Origin of the sequence: Rhodococcus sp. MALMAid1271 (assembly GCF_049195265.1) — a bacterium.
Classification (GTDB): domain Bacteria; phylum Actinomycetota; class Actinomycetes; order Mycobacteriales; family Mycobacteriaceae; genus Rhodococcoides.
This window is the reverse complement of the sequence record NZ_JBMIRQ010000105.1, coordinates 17529-36463: the sequence shown is the minus strand read 5'-3', so window position 1 is coordinate 36463 and position 18935 is coordinate 17529. Positions and strand designations below refer to the sequence as shown.

17 protein-coding genes are annotated in these 18935 nt (G+C 65.2%); 12 read left to right on the top strand and 5 right to left on the bottom strand.

Going from position 1 to position 18935, the window contains the following annotated elements; genetic code table 11:
- Window positions 1-51 precede the first annotated feature (51 nt).
- On the top strand, window positions 52-1683 hold the full coding sequence (locus tag ACOQFP_RS16835) for an ABC-F family ATP-binding cassette domain-containing protein (RefSeq protein ID WP_206488547.1): 1632 nt from the start codon (window positions 52-54) through the stop codon (window positions 1681-1683).
- Between the two features lie 18 nt (window positions 1684-1701).
- On the opposite strand, the gene ACOQFP_RS16830 is transcribed toward ACOQFP_RS16835, so the two are convergent.
- Together ACOQFP_RS16830 and ACOQFP_RS16825 are read right to left on the bottom strand one after the other, a co-directional pair.
- Window positions 1702-2268, bottom strand: a complete 567-nt coding sequence (locus ACOQFP_RS16830) for a TetR/AcrR family transcriptional regulator (protein ID WP_206488548.1) — start codon at window positions 2266-2268, stop codon at window positions 1702-1704.
- Between the two features lie 114 nt (window positions 2269-2382).
- Window positions 2383-5193 carry an aconitate hydratase gene (locus ACOQFP_RS16825; protein ID WP_206488549.1) on the bottom strand — a complete coding sequence of 937 codons (2811 nt, stop codon included), beginning with the start codon at window positions 5191-5193 and terminating at the stop codon, window positions 2383-2385.
- Window positions 5194-5539: 346 nt separating this feature from the next.
- On the opposite strand from ACOQFP_RS16825, the gene ACOQFP_RS16820 reads away from it, so the two are divergent.
- From ACOQFP_RS16820 to ACOQFP_RS16785, 8 genes are all read left to right on the top strand, one after another.
- The gene (locus tag ACOQFP_RS16820) at window positions 5540-6082 is read left to right on the top strand and encodes a DUF6676 family protein (protein WP_206488550.1); all 543 of its coding nucleotides are present in this window, start codon (window positions 5540-5542) and stop codon (window positions 6080-6082) included.
- A gap of 460 nt (window positions 6083-6542) precedes the next feature.
- Window positions 6543-8045, top strand: a complete 1503-nt coding sequence (locus tag ACOQFP_RS16815; protein WP_421584957.1) for an NlpC/P60 family protein — start codon at window positions 6543-6545, stop codon at window positions 8043-8045.
- Between the two features lie 258 nt (window positions 8046-8303).
- On the top strand, window positions 8304-9545 hold the full coding sequence (locus ACOQFP_RS16810; RefSeq protein ID WP_421584969.1) for an AAA family ATPase: 1242 nt from the start codon (window positions 8304-8306) through the stop codon (window positions 9543-9545).
- Window positions 9542-10540: a DUF58 domain-containing protein gene (locus ACOQFP_RS16805; RefSeq protein ID WP_421584956.1), complete on the top strand. Its 999-nt coding sequence runs from the start codon at window positions 9542-9544 to the stop codon at window positions 10538-10540. Before ACOQFP_RS16810 ends, ACOQFP_RS16805 begins: the two co-directional genes overlap by 4 nt.
- Window positions 10537-11529, top strand: a complete 993-nt coding sequence (locus ACOQFP_RS16800; protein WP_206488552.1) for a VWA domain-containing protein — start codon at window positions 10537-10539, stop codon at window positions 11527-11529. The genes ACOQFP_RS16805 and ACOQFP_RS16800 overlap by 4 nt, the downstream gene beginning before the upstream one ends.
- A 66-nt stretch (window positions 11530-11595) precedes the next feature.
- Complete coding sequence (fabG1, locus tag ACOQFP_RS16795) at window positions 11596-12318, top strand: 3-oxoacyl-ACP reductase FabG1 (protein WP_341244974.1); 723 nt, start codon at window positions 11596-11598, stop codon at window positions 12316-12318.
- A 72-nt stretch (window positions 12319-12390) separates the two neighbouring features.
- On the top strand, window positions 12391-13215 hold the full coding sequence (gene inhA, locus ACOQFP_RS16790) for an NADH-dependent enoyl-ACP reductase InhA (RefSeq protein ID WP_421584955.1): 825 nt from the start codon (window positions 12391-12393) through the stop codon (window positions 13213-13215).
- A gap of 102 nt (window positions 13216-13317) precedes the next feature.
- Entirely contained in the window at window positions 13318-14400 is a 1083-nt protein-coding gene (locus tag ACOQFP_RS16785) for a ferrochelatase (protein WP_421584954.1), read from the top strand.
- Window positions 14401-14425: 25 nt separating this feature from the next.
- On the opposite strand, the gene ACOQFP_RS16780 is transcribed toward ACOQFP_RS16785, so the two are convergent.
- Window positions 14426-15256, bottom strand: a complete 831-nt coding sequence (locus tag ACOQFP_RS16780) for a hypothetical protein (protein WP_421584953.1) — start codon at window positions 15254-15256, stop codon at window positions 14426-14428.
- 75 nt (window positions 15257-15331) lie between these two features.
- Between ACOQFP_RS16780 and ACOQFP_RS16775 the strand changes: the two genes are divergently transcribed.
- From ACOQFP_RS16775 to ACOQFP_RS16765, 3 genes are read left to right on the top strand one after another with little or no spacing between them, the layout of a single operon-like run.
- Window positions 15332-16150, top strand: a complete 819-nt coding sequence (locus ACOQFP_RS16775) for a DUF3097 domain-containing protein (RefSeq protein ID WP_206488796.1) — start codon at window positions 15332-15334, stop codon at window positions 16148-16150.
- 47 nt (window positions 16151-16197) lie between these two features.
- Complete coding sequence (locus ACOQFP_RS16770; protein ID WP_421584952.1) at window positions 16198-16629, top strand: NfeD family protein; 432 nt, start codon at window positions 16198-16200, stop codon at window positions 16627-16629.
- Between the two features lie 3 nt (window positions 16630-16632).
- A complete protein-coding gene (locus ACOQFP_RS16765; RefSeq protein ID WP_341243747.1) occupies window positions 16633-17817 on the top strand; it encodes an SPFH domain-containing protein in 1185 nt (394 codons plus the stop codon).
- A 14-nt stretch (window positions 17818-17831) separates the two neighbouring features.
- On the opposite strand, the gene ACOQFP_RS16760 is transcribed toward ACOQFP_RS16765, so the two are convergent.
- Window positions 17832-18338, bottom strand: a complete 507-nt coding sequence (locus ACOQFP_RS16760) for a hypothetical protein (RefSeq protein ID WP_421584951.1) — start codon at window positions 18336-18338, stop codon at window positions 17832-17834.
- On the bottom strand, window positions 18335-18934 hold the full coding sequence (locus tag ACOQFP_RS16755; RefSeq protein ID WP_341243748.1) for a hypothetical protein: 600 nt from the start codon (window positions 18932-18934) through the stop codon (window positions 18335-18337). Before ACOQFP_RS16755 ends, ACOQFP_RS16760 begins: the two co-directional genes overlap by 4 nt.
- Between the last annotated feature and the right edge of the window lies 1 nt (window position 18935).

Sequence of the window (18935 nt, the reverse complement as noted above, 5' to 3'; positions counted from 1 at the left end):
CTCGTCGGTCGACGGGCGAGGATCTGTACGGCAATCGCTAGGAGCTCACGCGTGATCACCGCCACCGACCTGGAAGTTCGTGCCGGTGTGCGGACCCTTCTATCCACCGAGGGGCCCGCGCTCCGCGTGCAGTCGGGAGACCGCATCGGGTTGGTCGGCCGCAACGGAGCAGGTAAGACGACCACGCTGCGAATTCTGGCCGGCGAGGGCGAGCCGTACGCCGGTGAGGTCGTGCGCACCGGGGACCTCGGTTATCTGCCGCAGGACCCCAAAGAAGGCGATCTCGACGTGCTGGCCAAAGACCGTGTGCTCTCTGCCCGCGGCCTCGATACGTTGCTGCACCGGATGGAAAAGCAGCAGGCACTGATGGCCGAGGTGGCCGACGAAGCATTGCTCGACAAGGCCGTGCGCAAATACGGTGAGCTGGAGGAGCGGTTCGCCTCGCTCGGCGGATACGAGGCCGAGAGCGAAGCGGCACGAATCTGCAACAGCCTGGGTCTGCCCGACCGAATTCTCGGACAGGCGCTCAGGACGTTGTCCGGCGGTCAGCGTCGCCGAGTGGAATTGGCTCGAATTCTGTTTGCCGCGTCCGACGGGAGTGGTGGACGCTCGAACACCACGTTGCTGCTCGACGAGCCGACCAACCACCTCGACGCGGATTCGATCACCTGGCTGCGCGGCTTTCTGCAGAACCACGAGGGCGGGCTGATCGTCATCAGTCACGATGTGGAACTGCTGGGCGATGTCGTCAACCGGGTGTGGTTCCTCGACGCTGTGCGCGGCGAGGCCGACATCTACAACATGAACTGGAAGAAGTATCTCGACGCGCGCGCCACGGACGAGCAGCGGCGCCGACGCGAACGCGCGAACGCGGAGAAGAAGGCCGGTGCCCTGCGCGTCCAGGCCGCGAAAATGGGGGCCAAGGCGACGAAGGCCGTTGCCGCACAGAACATGGCGAAGCGGGCAGACAAGCTGCTCGCCAATCTCGATGCCGAGCGCGTGTCGGACAAGGTCGCGCACATTCGTTTCCCCGAGCCCGCACCGTGTGGCAAGACGCCGTTGATGGCGAAGAACCTGACCAAGATGTACGGGTCGCTCGAGATCTTCGCCGGAGTCGATCTGGCGATCGACCGTGGCAGTCGAGTGGTGGTGCTCGGACTCAACGGTGCGGGCAAGACGACCCTGCTGCGGATTCTGGCCGGTACCGAAAAAGCCGACACCGGAGAGATCGAACCCGGCCACGGAATGCGCGTCGGGTACTTCGCGCAGGAGCACGACACGCTCGACGACCACGCTTCGGTATGGGAGAACATCCGACACGCGGCACCCGATACCGGGGAGCAGGAACTGCGCTCGCTGCTCGGCGCGTTCATGTTCACCGGCCCCCAGCTCGAGCAGCCGGCCGGAACCTTGTCCGGCGGTGAGAAGACGCGTCTGGCATTGGCCGGGTTGGTCTCCTCGGCCGCGAACGTGTTGCTGCTCGACGAGCCGACCAACAACCTCGATCCGATCTCACGCGAACAGGTGCTCGACGCGCTGCGCAGTTACAAGGGTGCCGTCGTTCTCGTCACCCACGATCCCGGTGCCGCCGAGGCGCTCTCACCCGAGCGGGTGATTCTGCTTCCCGACGGTACCGAGGACCACTGGTCGCAGGACTACCTGGAACTGATTCAGCTGGCCTGAGCCCGGCATCGGTCCTACTCAGTCTCGTCGGCGGACCGACTCCTCGACCAGATCGAGGATTGCCGCCAGGTTCGTTCCGCCTTGCCCGGACGCGATGCGGGCTACCAAGCCGTCGAGGACGAGATCGAGATAATCGGCCAGGACGTCGTTGGGTACGTCGTCACGCAGCCTTCCGGCCGTCTTCTGACGCTCCAGTCGTCCGAGTGTGGCGTCGGTCAGTTCTGCCGACCGCTCGGCCCAGCTGGTCCGAAAATCGGCGTCGGTGCGCAATCTACGGGTGATCTCGAGCCGCGTTCCCAGCCACTCGAATTGCTCGGGGCGATCGAGCATGTCTCGCATCACCTGGACCAGACCCTGAGTTGCGGCAACCTCGGCCATGCGCCGGGCGTCTTCCTGCGCCAACGCCAGAAAGAGGCCGTCCTTGTCTTTGAAGTGATGAAAAATTGCTCCACGCGACAAGCCGGTCGCCTCTTCGAGACGCCGTACCGTGGCACCCTCGTAGCCGAATTCGCCGAAGCACTTGCGCGCGCCGTCGAGAATTTCGCTCCGGCGAGCGGCCAGATGGTCTTCGCTGACCTTGGGCACGTGTCGATTCCTACTTTCGATGGACAGGCCCCGACCGATACGGCGATGGGCCCGGAAACACGATCACGGTTCCGGGCCCATCGCTGTGCGAGGCGTACGTCAGACGACGTGTACTCAGCCTCTGATCATGTTGCGCAGCACGTACTGCAGGATGCCGCCGTTGCGGTAGTAATCGGCTTCACCCGGGGTGTCGATACGAACGACGGCGTCGAACTCGACCTTGGTGCCATCGCTCTTGGTGGCGGTGACTGCCATGGTCTTCGGCGTCGTGCCCTCGTTCAGCTTCGCGACGCCGACGATGTCGAAGGTCTCGGTGCCGTCGAGCTTGAGCGACGACGCGCTCTCACCGGCCGGGAACTGCAGGGGAACGACGCCCATGCCGATGAGGTTGGAGCGGTGAATGCGCTCGAACGACTCGGTGATGACGGCCTTGACGCCCAGGAGCGAGGTGCCCTTGGCCGCCCAGTCACGGGAGGATCCGCTGCCGTACTCCTTGCCGCCCAGGACGACCAGCGGGATGCCGGCCTTCTGGTAGTTCTGCGACGCGTCGTAGATGAAGGACTGCGGTCCACCGTCCTGCGTGAAGTCACGGGTGTAGCCACCCGAGACGTCGTCGAGGAGCTGGTTCCTGAGGCGAATGTTCGCGAAGGTTCCGCGAATCATGACCTCGTGGTTACCGCGCCGCGAGCCGAGCGAGTTGTAGTCCTTGCGCTCGACACCGTGCGAATCCAGGTACTGCGCCGCGGGCGTACCCGACTTGATGGGACCGGCCGGGCTGATGTGGTCGGTGGTGACCGAGTCGCCGAGCAGTGCCAACACGCGGGCACCGGTGATGTCCTCGACCGGGGCCGGGTCCATCGTCATGCCGTCGAAGTACGGAGGCTTACGCACGTACGTGGACTCGGGGTCCCACTCGAACGTATCGCCCTCGGGAGTCGACAGGTTCTGCCACCGGCTGTCGCCTGCGAAGATGGTCTCGTAGGACTTGCTGAACATGTCCCGGTCGATCGAGGACTGGATGGTCTCCTCGATCTCCTGTGCGGACGGCCAGATGTCCTTCAGGAACACGGGATTGCCCTCGTGGTCCTCGCCCAGTGCGTCGGTCTCGAAGTCGAAGTCCATCGTGCCCGCCAGGCCGTACGCGATGACCAGCGGCGGCGAAGCCAGGTAGTTCATCTTCACGTCGGGGGAGATGCGGCCTTCGAAGTTGCGGTTGCCCGACAGCACTGCGGTGACCGAGAGGTCGTTGTCGTTGATCGCCTTCGAGATCGGCTCGAGCAGTGGACCGGTGTTGCCGATACACGTGGTGCAGCCGTATCCGCCGAGGTAGTAGCCGAGCTTCTCGAGGTACGGCCACAGGCCGGCCTTCTCGTAGTAGTCGGTGACGACCTGCGAACCCGGTGCCATGTTGGTCTTGACCCAGGGCTTGGTGGACAGGCCCTTCTCCACGGCGTTGCGAGCGAGCAGTGCCGCGCCGAGCATGACCGACGGGTTCGAGGTGTTGGTGCAGGAGGTGATGCCTGCAACCACGACGGCGCCGTGATCGAGAACGAATTCCCCGGCCTCGTCGGTGGTGACCCGGATCGGCTTGCTCGGGCGGCCTTCGGAACCGTAGGCGGCAGAGCGAACGTCGACCGAGTCCTCTTCGGCGAAGCTCAGCGATGCGGAATCACTGGCCGGGAACGACTCGTCGAGGGCCTCGTCGAGCTTGGTCTCACCCTCGTGCGCCGGGTGGTTCTCCTCGACGTAGTTGTGGATGTCCTTGCGGAACGCAACCTTGGAATCGGACAACAGGATTCGGTCCTGCGGGCGCTTCGGGCCTGCGATGGACGGGACGACCGTGTTCAGGTCGAGCTCGATGTACTCGGAGTACACGGCCTCGTTCTTCGGGTCGTGCCACATGCCCTGTTCCTTGGCGTACGCCTCGACGAGAGCGAGCTGCTCGTCGCTGCGGCCGGTGAGGCGCAGGTAGTTGATGGTCTCCTCGTCGATCGGGAAGATCGCTGCGGTGGAACCGAACTCGGGGCTCATGTTGCCCAGGGTGGCGCGGTTCGCGAGCGGAACCTCGGCCACGCCCTCGCCGTAGAATTCGACGAACTTGCCGACGACGCCGTGCTTGCGCAGCATCTCGGTGGCGGTCAGCACCACGTCGGTGGCCGTGACGCCGGGCTGGATCTCACCGGAGAGCTTGAAACCGACGACGCGGGGGATGAGCATCGAGACCGGCTGGCCGAGCATGGCGGCCTCGGCTTCGATGCCGCCGACGCCCCAGCCGAGCACGCCGAGGCCGTTGACCATCGTCGTGTGCGAGTCGGTGCCGACGCAGGTGTCCGGGTAGGCCTGGCCCTTGCGGGTCATCACGGTCGGTGCCAGGTATTCGATGTTGACCTGGTGCACGATTCCCATGCCGGGCGGGACGACCTTGAAGTCGTCGAAGGCGCCCTGGCCCCAACGCAGGAACTGGTATCGCTCGCCGTTGCGCTCGTACTCGAGGTCGACATTGCGCTCCAGTGCATCCGCTCGGCCGAAGACGTCGAGGATGACCGAGTGGTCGATGACCATGTCGGCGGGGGAGAGGGGGTTGACCTTGTTGGGGTCGCCGCCCAAGGTGGTGACGGCTTCACGCATCGTCGCGAGGTCGACGATGCACGGCACACCTGTGAAGTCCTGCATGATGACGCGCGCGGGGGTGAACTGGATTTCGATGCTCGGATCGGCGGATGGGTCCCACGATGCGATCGAGCGAATGTGGTCGGCGGTGATGTTGGCACCGTCCTCGGTGCGAAGGAGGTTCTCCGCGAGGACCTTCAGTGCGTAGGGCAGCTTCTCGGCACCGGGCAAGGCCGACAGTCGGAAGATCTCGTACGAGTTCTCGCCGACTTCGAGGGTGCCCTTTGCACCGAATGAATCATTACTTGCGGTCACTTCAGCTCCACTCGTCTATGCGGCACACCGCCGACGGGGCTGTGTCGACGGTTGAAGCGAGGCATTGTCCGAGGGTCTCGGCCTCGATTCTCGGGCTGAGAGTTCGGGGCGGACGCTCGATCGATGTCTCGTTGGAAGTCTAACAGTACGCTTGTCCTGTGAAGACCTGCGGTCCGAGTCTCCGGGTGTGTCGAGAGACGAACCCGCATGACGATCCTCACGCAGTGGTCCGCGCCGCGCAATGAAGGGCGTCCTCAGTTTCGATGTCGATGCCGCAGGCCTACCCGGCCGGGCCGAGACCGTCACGTAGGGTTCGACTCGATTGTTCCTACCGACTGGACGAGAGATGTCTGATCCGATTCACGCTGTTTCCCCACTTGCCACCGATATCCCGGCAGGTCTGGACGTCGACAGCATCGTCGCCACCGTCCGCGAATCCCGCGTGAGCGCGCCTGCCGACGAGGAAGCAGGGTTGTCTGCCGCGGTGGCACGCGCCGAGGATCACGGAATCGACCTGTCCATCGTGATAGTGCCGAACGACCCGCGTCACGACTCGCAACTGCGCGATCTCGCCACTGCGGTCGGTGCGCGCGAAGGCGGGACCGTCCTGGTGCTCAGTCCGGGACAGGTGGGCACCTTCAGTGACTCCATCAGTCGGGTCACCCTCGAAGCCGGACAGGACCGCACCTACACCGGCAATCATGTCGTCGCTGCCGACAACTTCGTCGACACGCTCGTCGACGACCAGACCCCGTGGGGCTTGCTCACCGGTGGTCTCGTGGTTGTCGTTGCCGCCGTGGCGACCCTGACGGCCGTGGTCAAGGCACGCAGATATCGCTCTGCCGCAGCCTCGACCGAAGCCGCGGAGCGAGACTCCGCCGAGCGCTGAACGAGATGTGAACAAGCGCTGAACCCACGCGCCGTCGTGTCGTTCGACTGACCGACGCACACCTCGCCCGAGTCGGTCTCGATCCCGGCCCGAGGGCCACGCGAAAAAGTCGAAAAAATTGTTTTCGGTAAACGCCGAGTTCACGGCGTCGTGCCTGGTCGAATCACAAATGTGTCATTTGTGACTGGAGTTTCTTTAGGGTGCAAAGTGTCGTACGGTGCCATTGGCACTGCTGGGGAAGGAGTGTCGCAGAAGGCGGTTGTCATCCGTGGGGAACTCGGGAGGCCACTGCTTCGGGTGTGACTGACGTGGTACACACCTGTCGTATCGCTGCGTGTTTCTTTCCTGCCCGACGAAACGCTCACCGCCCACTGCGATCGGGGTGGAGGACGGGGAGCACCTCGACGGCACGACGGTTCGACGCGAACCCGAGTGAATGCCGGACCCGAGGGAGACATTCGTGATCCGACGTCACATCCGCGGCACTCACCGCAGAGCGGTGATCCGTACCCGATTCGTGCTGGTGGGCGCAGGCCTCGTGCTCGCATTGATGGCCACCCTGCCGGGCGTTGCCGCCGCAGTACCACCGCCACCGCCCAATCCCTCGGACAGCGACCTCGCCGCTGCAGGCAGCGCCGTCGACTCGCGACTGGGTCAGGTGGGCCAGTTGATCGACGCGATCGCGTCCGCCAATCAGCAACTCGCGCAACTCGACGACGAAGTCGCCTCGAAGCGCGAGGGCGTCAACAAAGCACTGGTCGATCTGCAGAATGCACGCGACGCAGCCGATGTCGCAGCGGCGGTGGTGAGCGCAGCCCAGCAGGCGCTGGCAGATGCCGGAACCCAGATCCAGGCAGCGCAACGCAAGTTCGACGAATTCGCGAAGTCCAGTTACACCCAGGGGTCCGGCGTCGCGTCGATGGCCTCGTTCCTCGGTTCCAGTGGACCCGAGGACATTCTCGACCGCGCCCAGGTGCTCAGGGTGCTCTCGAGCAGTCAGAACGCCGTGCTCGACGGTTTGCAGCGGGCACGTACCGAGCAGGCCAACCGCGAGTCGGCCGCACGTGAATCCAAGCAACAGGCCGACGCAGCAGCATCGGAAGCCGAGACCAAGAAGGCCGAGGCCGAGCAGGCCATCGCCGAGGCGCAGGCGGCACTGCAGACCGAGGCCGACCGTAAAGCGGCCATCGAATCGCAGCGTGACGCAGCGCAGTCGGAGCTCGATCTCGCGCGATCCAATGTGGCTGGGCTGCAAGATCAGCGGGCCGCGTACGGTGCCTGGGAAGCGCAGAAAGCCGCCGAGGACGCTGCCGCGGCGGCTGCTGCAGCCGCCGCACGTGAAGCCGCGGCGCAGGCAGCTGCCCGGGTGTCGGCAAATCTCGCGGCTCAGCAGCGCGCGGCAGCCATCGCCGAGGGCCAGCGATCACATGTCGACGTCGACGAGGATTCGAGTTCGTCGACGAACAATTCGAGCGGCACTACTGCGACCACGCCGACACCTACCAAGCCGAAAAAGCCCACGACCCCCTCTGTGACGGGAAGTGCTGCAGTCGAGCTGGCCATCGACCGCGGTATGAGCCAACTCGGAGTTCCCTATTCCTGGGGTGGCGGCGACGAGAACGGCCCGACGAAAGGCATCAGGGACGGCGGAGTCGCCGACAGCTACGGCGACTACAACAAGGTCGGCTTCGATTGCTCGGGCCTGATGATCTACGCCTTCGCCGGACTCGGCATCTCGTTGCCGCACTACACCGGCTACCAGTACACGGCCGGTAAGCAAGTTCCGTCCTCGGAGATGAAACGCGGCGACATGATCTTCTACGGTCCCAACGCCAGCCAGCACGTCGCGCTCTACCTCGGAAACGGCAAGATGCTCGAGGCTCCGCAATCGGGCTCGGTGGTCAAGGTGTCCGATGTGCGTTACAGCGGCATGACCCCCTATGCAGTGCGAATGGTCTCCTGAGCGAGCCACATCTGCGGCATCTCTTCGCGCCACACGTGCCTGGGGTCGTTGCGCCGGCTCCGCTTGGGGGTGCCTTTCGGCGCGCTCGACGATGACCTGGAATAGTTGATCGCGGCGGTGTCGAAACGCGCCCGACGATGATCGACTGAAAGCGGTGAATTCTTGGTGACATCACGTGACGGCCGGATTTCGAACGACGAGGACTCGACGCGAGCCGAGCCCTCGACACCGAATCCACAGGGTGGGGAGCCGAAGCGGGTGGACAGCCCAGGCTTGGCCGAGGACGTTCAGCTCCTCGAGAAGGCCGTGTACGAGGTCAAGCGGGTGATCGTCGGTCAGGACCGCCTGGTAGAGCGAATCCTGGTGGGACTCCTCGCCCGCGGGCACGTCCTCCTCGAGGGTGTTCCCGGCGTCGCCAAGACCTTGGCCGTCGAGACGTTCGCGCGGGTCGTGGGCGGTTCGTTCTCGCGAGTCCAGTTCACCCCCGACCTGGTGCCGACCGATCTCGTCGGCACTCGCATCTACCGTCAGGGCCGGGAGGAGTTCGACACCGAACTCGGACCTGTCGTGGCGAACTTCGTCCTGGCCGACGAGATCAACCGCGCACCTGCGAAGGTCCAGTCGGCATTGCTCGAGGTCATGGCCGAGCGACACGTGACGATCGGCGGCAAGACGTTCCCGATGCCAGACCCGTTCCTGGTGATGGCGACTCAGAACCCCATCGAGAACGAGGGGGTCTATCCCCTTCCGGAAGCTCAGCGCGACAGATTCCTGTTCAAGATCGTCGTCGACTACCCGACGGTCGAAGAAGAACGCGAGATCGTCTATCGGATGGGCATCAAGGCACCGGAGCCGAAGCAGATCCTCGACCCGAGCGAACTGATTCGGCTGCAGAATCTGGCCGGCTCGGTGTTCGTCCACCATGCGCTCGTCGACTACGTCGTTCGGGTCATCTCCGCCACCCGTACCCCCGAACAGTTCGGTCTGGACGACGTGGCCAACTGGATCGCCTACGGTGCCTCTCCCCGTGCGACGCTGGGCATCATCGCGGCATCGAGAGCACTCGCGCTGCTACGCGGCCGCGATTACGTGGTTCCACAAGACGTGCTCGAAGTCATTCCCGACGTACTCCGGCATCGCCTGGTGCTGTCCTACGACGCTCTCGCGGACGAGGTGACGCCCGAGACGGTCATCTCTCGTGTGCTGCAGACCGTCGGCCTGCCTCAGGTGTCTCCACAGGCAGTGCCCGTCCAGCACGGTAACGGGGCCGGTTCGGACGCTCCGCACTTCGACGGACGCCAAGGCGGACCTCAGGGGCAGTACCCGGCCCAAGGGCCCTTGCCCGCCCCCGGCCAGTTCCCTGCTCCGGGTCAGTTCCCTGGACAGGGGCAGGTCCCCGGGGCCCAGCAGCACCCACAGGGTGGTCAGTTCGGGCAACCGGCACCGGCGATGCAGAAGCCGTCCGGTGACGGATCCTCGATCGGTACGCAGGGTCAGTGAGCGGATCCGACACCGCTCCAGTGGCCGAGGCCCGTGCCGTCGGTTCACGGCCGCCCTCGTTCCGATCCGGTGAGTTGCAAGACCCGAAACTGGCAGCGGCATTGCGAACGTTGGAGCTGACGGTGCGCCGTCGGCTGGACGGCGTTCTGCACGGCGATCACTTCGGGCTGATTCCCGGCCCCGGTTCCGAACCCGGTGACGCCCGGGAATATCAACCCGGTGACGACGTTCGGCAGATGGATTGGTCGGTGACCGCGCGCACCACCCACCCGCACGTGCGTCAGTCCATCGCCGACCGCGAGCTCGAGACGTGGCTCGTGGTGGATTTGTCGGCCAGCCTGGATTTCGGTACGGCAGGGTGCGAGAAGCGAGACCTTGCGGTCGCGGCCTCGGCGGCGATCACTCATCTGACCGGCGGCGGCGGAAATCGAATCGGAGCGGTGGTGGCCACCGGTGCGACCACGACGCGCATCCCGGCTCGCGGTGGCCGGACACATACCCAGTCGATGCTCAGAGCCATCGCCACCACGCCGTCCGCAACAGACGGTGTGCGCGGCGACCTGCGAGCGGCGGTCGAGGCTCTGCGTAGACCCGAACGTCGGCGTGGGATGGCCGTGGTGATCAGTGACTTCCTCGGTCCCATCGACTGGGAGCGGTCGCTGCGCGCCATCTCGGCCCGACACGACGTGTTGGCCGTGGAGGTACTTGATCCGCGCGACCTGGAGTTGCCAGACATCGGTGATGTGGTGTTGCACGATCCGGAATCGGGCCGTACCCGCGAATTCAGCACGACCCCACGGCTGCGTGCAGATTTCGCGCGCGCAGCGGCAGCGCACCGCGACGAGGTGGAGAAGGCGCTCCGGCGGTGCGGTGCACCTCGACTGACGCTGCGTACCGACGGTGACTGGATCGCCGATGTCGTCAGGTTCGTCACCGCACGCAGGCACACCATCGGTGCCGGTTTCACCAATACCGCTCGGGCGGGTTCGCGATGAGCCTGACCGATTTCGCGTCGCCGTGGTGGCTCGGGTTTCTCCTCGTCGTCATCGCGCTGACCGCAGGCTACATCTGGGTCCAACGACGCAAGCAGAAGCACGTTCTGCGTTTTTCCAATATGGAACTGCTCGAGTCCGTCGCGCCTGTGCGGCAGAACCGGTTGCGACATCTACCCACCGCGCTGGTGTTGGTCGGTCTGATGTTCCTCACCGTCGCGCTGGCAGGTCCGACCGCGGACGAGCGCGTCCCACGCAACCGCGCGACCGTCATGCTCGTGATCGACGTGTCACTGTCGATGGAGGCCACCGATGTCGAGCCGAGCCGCCTGGCCGCTGCGCAAGATGCGGCGAAGTCCTTCGCCGATGGTCTGACTCCCGGCATCAATCTCGGGTTGGTCGCGTTCGCAGGCACTGCGTCCGTCTTGGTGTCTCCGACAGCCAATCGCGAAGCCACCAAGTCCGCGATCGACAAATTGCAGCTCAGTGAGCGAACGGCGACCGGTGAGGCGATCTTCACCTCACTGCAGTCGATCGACACCCTCGGGGCGATACTCGGCGGCGGTGACGCGGCGCCACCCGCTCGTATCGTGCTGCTCTCCGACGGCAAGCAGACGGTGCCGCAGAATCTCGACGACCCCCGGGGCGGCTACACCGCTGCACGTGCCGCCAAGGACAAGGGCGTGCCGATCTCCACGATCTCGTTCGGAACCAGCTACGGCTCCGTCGAAATCGACGGCGACGGCGGCCCCGAACGAGTTCCGGTACCGGTCGACGACCCGTCCTTGCGAGAGATCGCAGAGCTGTCGGGCGGTAGCTTCTTCACTGCCTCGTCGATCGAGGACTTGCGTCAGGTGTACGACACCTTGGAGGAGCAGATCGGTTTCGAGATCACCCGCGGGGACGCTTCTCGTCCGTGGCTGATTCTCGGGGTGCTGTTCATCTCGTCGGGATTGGGTTCGGCATTGGTGATGCGGCAGAGATTGCCGTGATCGCTGTTATTACTCACCAGTAAGTTTCGCTTTGTCATTCCAGGACGAACAGATAGGTTGCTAGGCATGTCCACACCTGACTTCATCGCGCGATCGGTACTCGTCACCGGAGGTAACCGGGGTATCGGTCTGGCCATCGCCCAACGACTCAGTGCCGACGGACACAAGGTGGCCGTCACCCACCGCGGCTCCGGGGCTCCCGACGGATTGCTCGGGGTCGTCTGCGACGTCACCGACTCCGACTCCGTCGACGCCGCCTTCAAGGAGGTCGAGGAAAAGCACGGGCCCGTCGAGGTTCTCGTGGCCAATGCCGGCATCACCGACGACACCCTGTTGATGCGGATGACCGAGGACCAGTTCCAACGTGTGATCGATGCGAACTTGACAGGTGCCTTCCGTGTTGCCAAGCGCGCCAACCGCGCCATGCTGCGTGCGCGTTGGGGCCGGATGGTCTTCCTCAGTTCGGTCGTCGCCCTCGGCGGTGGGCCGGGTCAGATCAATTACGCAGCGTCCAAAGCCGGTGTCATCGGCATGGCTCGGTCGATCACCCGTGAACTCGGTTCGCGGTCGATCACGGCGAACGTCGTGTCTCCGGGATTCATCGAAACGGACATGACCGCGGAGCTGTCCGACGATCTCCGCGACAAGGCGAAAGAGTTCATTCCCCTTCAACGGCTCGGCCAGCCCGAGGACGTCGCCGCAGTGGTGAGCTTCCTCGCGGGCCCGGACTCGGGTTACGTGTCCGGTGCCGTTATTCCCGTCGACGGCGGTATGGGCATGGGCCACTGAGAGTTCGTCAAGCACAAAACTTTTCGGCTGAACATCATAGATTCTCATCGTCGAGGTAAGGAACACAGCACTATGGGCGGATTGCTCGAAGGCAAGACGATTCTGGTCACCGGCATCATCACCGATGCCTCCATCGCATTCCACGCTGCTGCCATGGCGCAGGACCAGGGCGCGAAGGTGATCATCACCGGTTTCGATCGGCTCCGGCTCATCGACCGCATCGCGCAACGTCTGCCCAAGGAGGTGCCCCCGGCGATCGAGCTCGACGCCACCAACGAGGAGCACCTCGCTGCGTTGGCCGATCGCGTCCGCGAGGTGGCACCCGAGGGCATCGACGGGGTTCTGCATTCGATCGCATTCGCGCCCCGCACCCTGATGGGCCCGGATGCCAAGCCGTTCCTCGACGGTCCCGGCCCCGATGCCGCGAAGGCCTTCGAGATCTCGGCGTGGAGCTACGCGTCGCTGGCGCGTGCAGTGCTGCCGGTCATGAACGAGGGCGGCTCCATCGTCGGTATGGATTTCGACCCCCGCACGTCGATGCCGTACTACAACTGGATGGGCGTGGCCAAGGCCGCACTCGAATCGGTCAATCGCTACGTCGCCCGGGAAGTGGGCGCTGCCAAGCGTATTCGCTCCAACCTCGTCGCTGCCGGGCCCATCAAGACCCTCGCCGCCAAGGCGATCGCCGGTACGGCAACCGACGATGCCGCGAAGATGAACCAACTGAACGTCTACTGGGACGGCGCTGCCCCCATCGGCTGGGACGTCAACGACCCGACCGTCGTGGCCAAGTCCATCGTCGCGTTGCTCTCGGATTGGCTGCCCGGCACCACCGGGTCCATCGTCTACGTCGACGGCGGAGCCAGCCACAACACGTATCTGCCCGACAACATGTGACGCCGCGGTGGGCGGAACCGTACGTGGTCTCGCTCACCGTTGGTTTCGTTCGCAGATCGGACCTGTGTCGAGGCCGGTCTGCGACAGGGGCACAATGGATTGATGACCACCCCTGGAGAATTCGACGCGCTGTTGGTGCTCTCGTTCGGCGGCCCGGAACAGCCGAGCGACGTTCGTCCGTTCCTGGAGAACGTCACTCGCGGACGCGGTGTGCCGCCGGAGCGTCTGGACTCCGTCGTCGAGCACTACATGCACTTCGGTGGAGTGTCTCCGATCAACGAGCTCAATCGTGAGATCATCGCGGCGCTTCGCGCCGAATTCGATTCGGCGGGAATCGATCTGCCGATCTACTTCGGAAATCGCAACTGGCACCCGATGATCGAGGACACCGTTACGGCCATGACAGCGGACGGGGTCCGATCGGCGCTGGTGTTTCCGACCTCGGCGTGGGGCGGCTACTCCGGGTGCAGGCAGTACCACGAGGACATCGCTCGCGCTCGCGCCGCAGTCGGCGAGGACGCACCACACCTGCTCAAGATCCGGCAGTACTACGACCATCCGTTGATGGTCGACGCCTTCACCGACGCCGTTGCGGCCGCGCGTGCTTCGCTGCCCGATCAGTGCCGCGCCGGTGCTCGGCTGGTCTTCACCGCGCACTCGATTCCCTCTGCCGCCGACGCCAACGCCGGTCCTCCCGAGGACGGCGGCCACCTCTACAGTCGCCAGGTGGCCGAGGCATCGCGACTGGTCGCGGCCGCGTCCGGCGTCGAGGACTACGACCTGGTGTGGCAGTCCCGTTCCGGACCACCGCAGGTTCCGTGGCTCGACCCCGATATCTGTGATCACCTCGAAGCGCTGTCGGCACGGTCGGTCGAGGCGGTGATCGTGTGTCCGATCGGATTCGTCTCCGATCATCTCGAGGTGGTGTGGGATCTCGATACCGAGGCCGAGGAGAAGGCCCGTGAACTCGGAATGGAGTTGGCCCGCGCCGGCACTCCCGGATCGGATGCGCGCTTTCCGATGATGATCCGTGAACTCGTCGAGGAATATCGCGTCGGCGGACAGTGCCGCCGCCTGGGCCGCGTGCCCGGCTACGGCTCCACTCTCGACGGCGTCCGCTGCGCCGTCGGCTGCTGCGAACAACCGACCAGACCGGCTCGTCCTGCGGCGGCGGCCACCCGCTAGCGGCCGCTCCAACCGTCGAGGGGCATCACGCGGAGTGCAGTGCCGCGTCGATGCTCGTCGCGACAGCGATGGTGCGAGCGGTGCGCACTGCCGCCCACAACGGTCGAAGGAGTTCCTCGCGCGCGGCCGCACCCATCGCGGTGGGGGCCTCCGAGGGGGCGGACCCGGACGCTACGGTCAGAATGGCCGCTACCCGATCGGCCGATTCCAGGACCCGAAATGCCCTGTCGGACATCTCGGCTGGGTAGCGGTGGCGGGCCGCCTCGGCCATCAGGGCGGCGATGCGGGTGCGGGGATCGCCGTCGAGCGTTCGGGTGGGCAGTGCCTGCATCTGCGCCAGCGCATCCGCCGCGCCGCGTACGGCCTCGCGCATCTCGTATTCGGCCTCACCCAAGCCCTGTTCGCGGTGACCGTGCTCGGGAACGACGATCGAATACACCGTCCAGCGCAGCACATCGGGGCCCTCGACTACTGGCACCAGTCCGATTCCCGGGCAGCCGGAAGTTCCGACGGTCACCGCTTGGCCGGAGTTCAGCGCCGCGCGTGAGAAGTCGGTGTTCGCGGGCAATCCGGTCACCGCACCGGGAGCAGGCAAGACGAGCCGGACCGTTTCCTCACCGACGGCCGGTTGTGGCACCGCACCTGCGGTTGCCCTGATCGCCTGCAGCAGTCCGGCGATGGATTCGGCGTAGCCGGGGTGCGGCAGCCCGAAGGCCTCGGCCGCGGTCGCATCGCCCGCACCGACGAGATGCATCGGAGCCCACTCGAACATGGCGTCGATGACGTCGTCCGGTGAGCTGGCACCGGCCAGCCAGGAACTGGTCCACAGGGCGAGGCTTGCACTGGAAGAACACACGACTCACGAGCATAGGTCGGCGTGGCGAACTGTGCTCGGGCACCGGTATCGCTAGCGTTGTTCGCCGTGAACGACATGTACGGCGGAGACATTCTCAAAGGGCACAGTCGGATGCGCAAGGTCCCGGCACCGGAGGTGTCGGCCGAGCGTGGACTGGTGGTCGAGGATGCCGGTTCAGGTTATTGCGGGGCGGTGGTCGGGTTCGAGCGCACCTACGACGGCGACTTCGTTCGACTCGAGGACGGTGCCCGCACGACGCGTCTGTTCGCCCTGCGCGAGGCGGCATTCCTGATCGACGGACGTCGAGTGACTCTGATCCGTCCGAAGCCTGCCGCTGCGGCGCGACAGCAGACGCGCTCGGCCTCCGGTTCGACCAAGGTCGAGGGCCTGCGGGCTCGGACGGCGCGTGCGAGTCGGATCTGGGTCGAGGGTGTGCACGACGCGGCCCTCGTGGAAAGTGTGTGGGGGCACGATCTTCGGGTGGAGGGCGTGGTCGTCGAGCATCTGGAGGGTCTCGACAATCTGGGGGAGCGGTTGGCCGAGTTCGGTCCGGGGCCGGGGCGTCGCGTCGGAGTGCTGGTGGATCACCTGGTGACCGGCTCGAAGGAATCGGCGTTGACGAGGTCGCTCGGCGAACATGTGCTCGTCACCGGTCATCCGTTCATCGATGTCTGGCAGGCGGTCAAGCCGTCCGCCGTGGGTATCGCTGCGTGGCCGAGGATTCCACGCGGCGAGGACTGGAAAACGGGGATCTGTCGGGAGCTGGGCTGGGGAAGTCCGCGAGAGGGCTGGCGGCGGGTGTACTCGTCGGTGTCGAGCTTTCGGGATCTCGAGGCACCGTTGATCGGGGCTGTCGAACAACTGGTCGACTTCGTCACCGAACAACCCTCCTGAGCAGCTGATCCACCGCCGGATGTCCGTTTCGTGTCAGGATGGAGGCTGTGGCAGCGCTCATTTGGCTCATAGCGGCAGTGGTACTGGCCGGTGCCGAAGCAATGACAGGCGACTTCTTTCTTCTGATGATCGCCGGTGGTGCCCTGGGCACTGCGGGCGTCTCGGCTCTGACCGATTTCCCGGTGTGGGTCGATGCGATCGTCTTCGGTGTGCTTTCACTGGCATTGGTGCTCGGGTTGAGGCCGATTCTGTTGCGGCGCTTCGCACATCCGCCCGACACCCCGATGGGCGTGGCCGCGCTCACCGGAAAGAGTGCGGTCGTTCTCGAACAGATCACTGCCCACGAAGGTCAGATCAAGCTCGGTGGTGAGGTGTGGTCCGCTCGTCCTCTCGACGAGACCGAGGTCTACGCCCCTGGTACCACCGTGACCGTGATGGAAATTGACGGCGCTACCGCCGTCGTATGGAAGGGACCGTAGCCAGTGGAAGCACTCATCGCACTGGCTGTCATCGTCGCGTTCGTCGCGGTGCTGATGGCCAAGTCCATCTCGATCGTCCCGCAGGCCGACGCCGCCGTCATCGAACGGCTCGGCCGCTACACGCGCACCGTGTCCGGCCAGCTCACGTTCCTCGTGCCGTTCGTCGACCGCATTCGTGCCAAGGTCGACCTACGCGAGCGGGTCGTGTCGTTTCCCCCTCAGCCGGTGATCACCAAGGACAACCTGACGGTGTCGATCGACACCGTCGTCTATTTCCAGGTGACCAACCCGCAGTCGGCCGTGTACGAGATCAACAACTACATCGTCGGTGTCGAGCAGTTGACCACCACCACTCTGCGTAACGTCGTCGGCGGCATGACGCTGGAGGAAACCCTCACCTCGCGTGATTCGATCAACGGCCAACTGCGCGTCGTGCTGGACGAGGCGACCGGCCGTTGGGGTCTGCGTGTGGCTCGAGTCGAGCTCAAGAGCATCGATCCGCCACCGTCGATCCAGGAGTCGATGGAGAAGCAGATGAAGGCCGATCGTGAGAAGCGAGCGACCATCCTCACCGCCGAGGGACATCGTGAGTCGGCGATCAAGACGGCCGAGGGCGACAAGCAGAGTCGAATTCTCGCGGCCGAGGGTGGCAAGCAGGCAGCCATCCTCACCGCGGAGGGTGAGCGGCAGTCTCGGATACTGCGGGCGCAGGGTGACCGGGCCGCGAAGTACCTCGAAGCGCAGGGCCAGGCCAAGGCTATCGAGAAGGTGTTCGGTGCGATCAAGGCAGGCAAGCCGACGCCAGAACTGCTCGCGTATCAGTACATGCAGACGCTGCCGCAGATGGCGCAGGGTGATGCGAACAAGGTGTGGATGATCCCGAGCGATTTCGGCGATGCACTCAAGGGATTCGCCAAGACTCTCGGTGCGCCCGGAGAGGACGGGGTGTTCCGGTACGAGCCCAACGAATCGGACGGCAACGAGCCCAAGCCCGAGGACGACTCGGACGAGGTCGCCGAATGGTTCGAGACCAAGACCGATCCGGCGGTGGCCGAGGCGGTCAAGGCGGCAGAGGCGGTGGCGCGCAAGCCGGTCGACACCTCGTTGGCGGCGGCCCCTGAGCTGTCGAAGGGATTGGACATCGGTGCTCTGTCGGCGTCGCCGGAGGCGGAGCCGGAACAGCGCTGAGGCACGGCTTTCGGTCAGTTGATCAGAGCGGTGCCCACGCCGCCTGCTGCCAGTGCCCACAGCACACTGGCGAAGGTGCCGATGATGAATTGTTCGGAAGCGTGGGACTCGCGGAGTTCGGGGTAGCGCGCGAGTCCCTTGACGGCCAGCACGATGGCGATGCCCTCCGGCCAACCGGCGAGGATCGACACTGCCACGGCCACGCGTTCGAGGACGCCGATGATCAGTCCTCCACGGAGCGGCTCGACCGGATCTTCTCCGGTCGAGTCGTTCTGTCGTCGGGCGACCCGAAATACCGTCGGTACGGCCGCGGTGCCGCCCATCGCGGCGGCGAGCACGCTGAGGACTATCCCGACGGCGTGGCCGAGACCGTAGGCAGGCCCGGCCACGATCGCCAGGATCGCCGCGACGGCCAGCAGTGTCGTTGCGATCGTCGTGGGTAGCCACCGGCGAGCGCCGGTGCCGGGGACGACCGCGGCGAGTGCGGCCAGTGCGAGAAGAACGAGGGCGATGATGATCATGGCCGGTGACTTCCTGTGGTGTTCGCGGCGTCGAGCAGTCGAGCGGCGAGGGTACGGCCTGCGGTTTCGATGTGCCAGCCGGCGACCGAGAGCCGTTGTGACATTGCTTGCTTGCTGATTTTCAACTGTTCTGCTGCGTCGGTTTGCGACAGTCCGCGAGCCATGAGCGCGACCGCTTCCCGGCCGGGATCCGTGCGTCGATCGATGAGCAGGGCCACCAGGGTCGATGCCGTCTCCGCGTCCTCTGCTGCGGCGGGGTCGGGTCCGCTGACGGCAAGCGCCACGGGTGCGTTCTTTGCTCTGTTCACGGCGTCACGAGCTGCCTCGAAGGCCGGCCCGCGGCCCGCGCGCGTGGTTTCCGGGAGTGGAAGCTCGACGGGCCCGATGCCGATTCCCACGGTCCAGTGCCGTGTGGATATCAGTTCGAGGGCGATGGTCACGACGGTGTCTGCGTTGTCGGATACCGCCTGTACTTCGTCGCCTGCGGTGCGATCGAAGGGCCGAATCAGCTGGTGTTCACGATATCGGTCGAGGAGTTCGGGCACTCGGTCGATATCGCGTCTACTGCGACGTTGGTCCACGGTCAGCACGAACATG

What these genes read in the sequence shown, in the direction of transcription:
- fabG1 (WP_341244974.1), top strand. Translation starts at nt 11,596, where the DNA reads ATGTCCACACCTGACTTCATCGCGCGATCGGTACTCGTCACCGGAGGT.
- ACOQFP_RS16800 (WP_206488552.1), top strand. Translation starts at nt 10,537, where the DNA reads ATGAGCCTGACCGATTTCGCGTCGCCGTGGTGGCTCGGGTTTCTCCTC.
- ACOQFP_RS16760 (WP_421584951.1), bottom strand. Translation starts at nt 18,338, where the DNA reads ATGATCATCATCGCCCTCGTTCTTCTCGCACTGGCCGCACTCGCCGCG.
- ACOQFP_RS16785 (WP_421584954.1), top strand. Translation starts at nt 13,318, where the DNA reads ATGACCACCCCTGGAGAATTCGACGCGCTGTTGGTGCTCTCGTTCGGC.
- ACOQFP_RS16775 (WP_206488796.1), top strand. Translation starts at nt 15,332, where the DNA reads ATGTACGGCGGAGACATTCTCAAAGGGCACAGTCGGATGCGCAAGGTC.
- inhA (WP_421584955.1), top strand. Translation starts at nt 12,391, where the DNA reads ATGGGCGGATTGCTCGAAGGCAAGACGATTCTGGTCACCGGCATCATC.
- ACOQFP_RS16820 (WP_206488550.1), top strand. Translation starts at nt 5,540, where the DNA reads ATGTCTGATCCGATTCACGCTGTTTCCCCACTTGCCACCGATATCCCG.
- ACOQFP_RS16755 (WP_341243748.1), bottom strand. Translation starts at nt 18,934, where the DNA reads ATGTTCGTGCTGACCGTGGACCAACGTCGCAGTAGACGCGATATCGAC.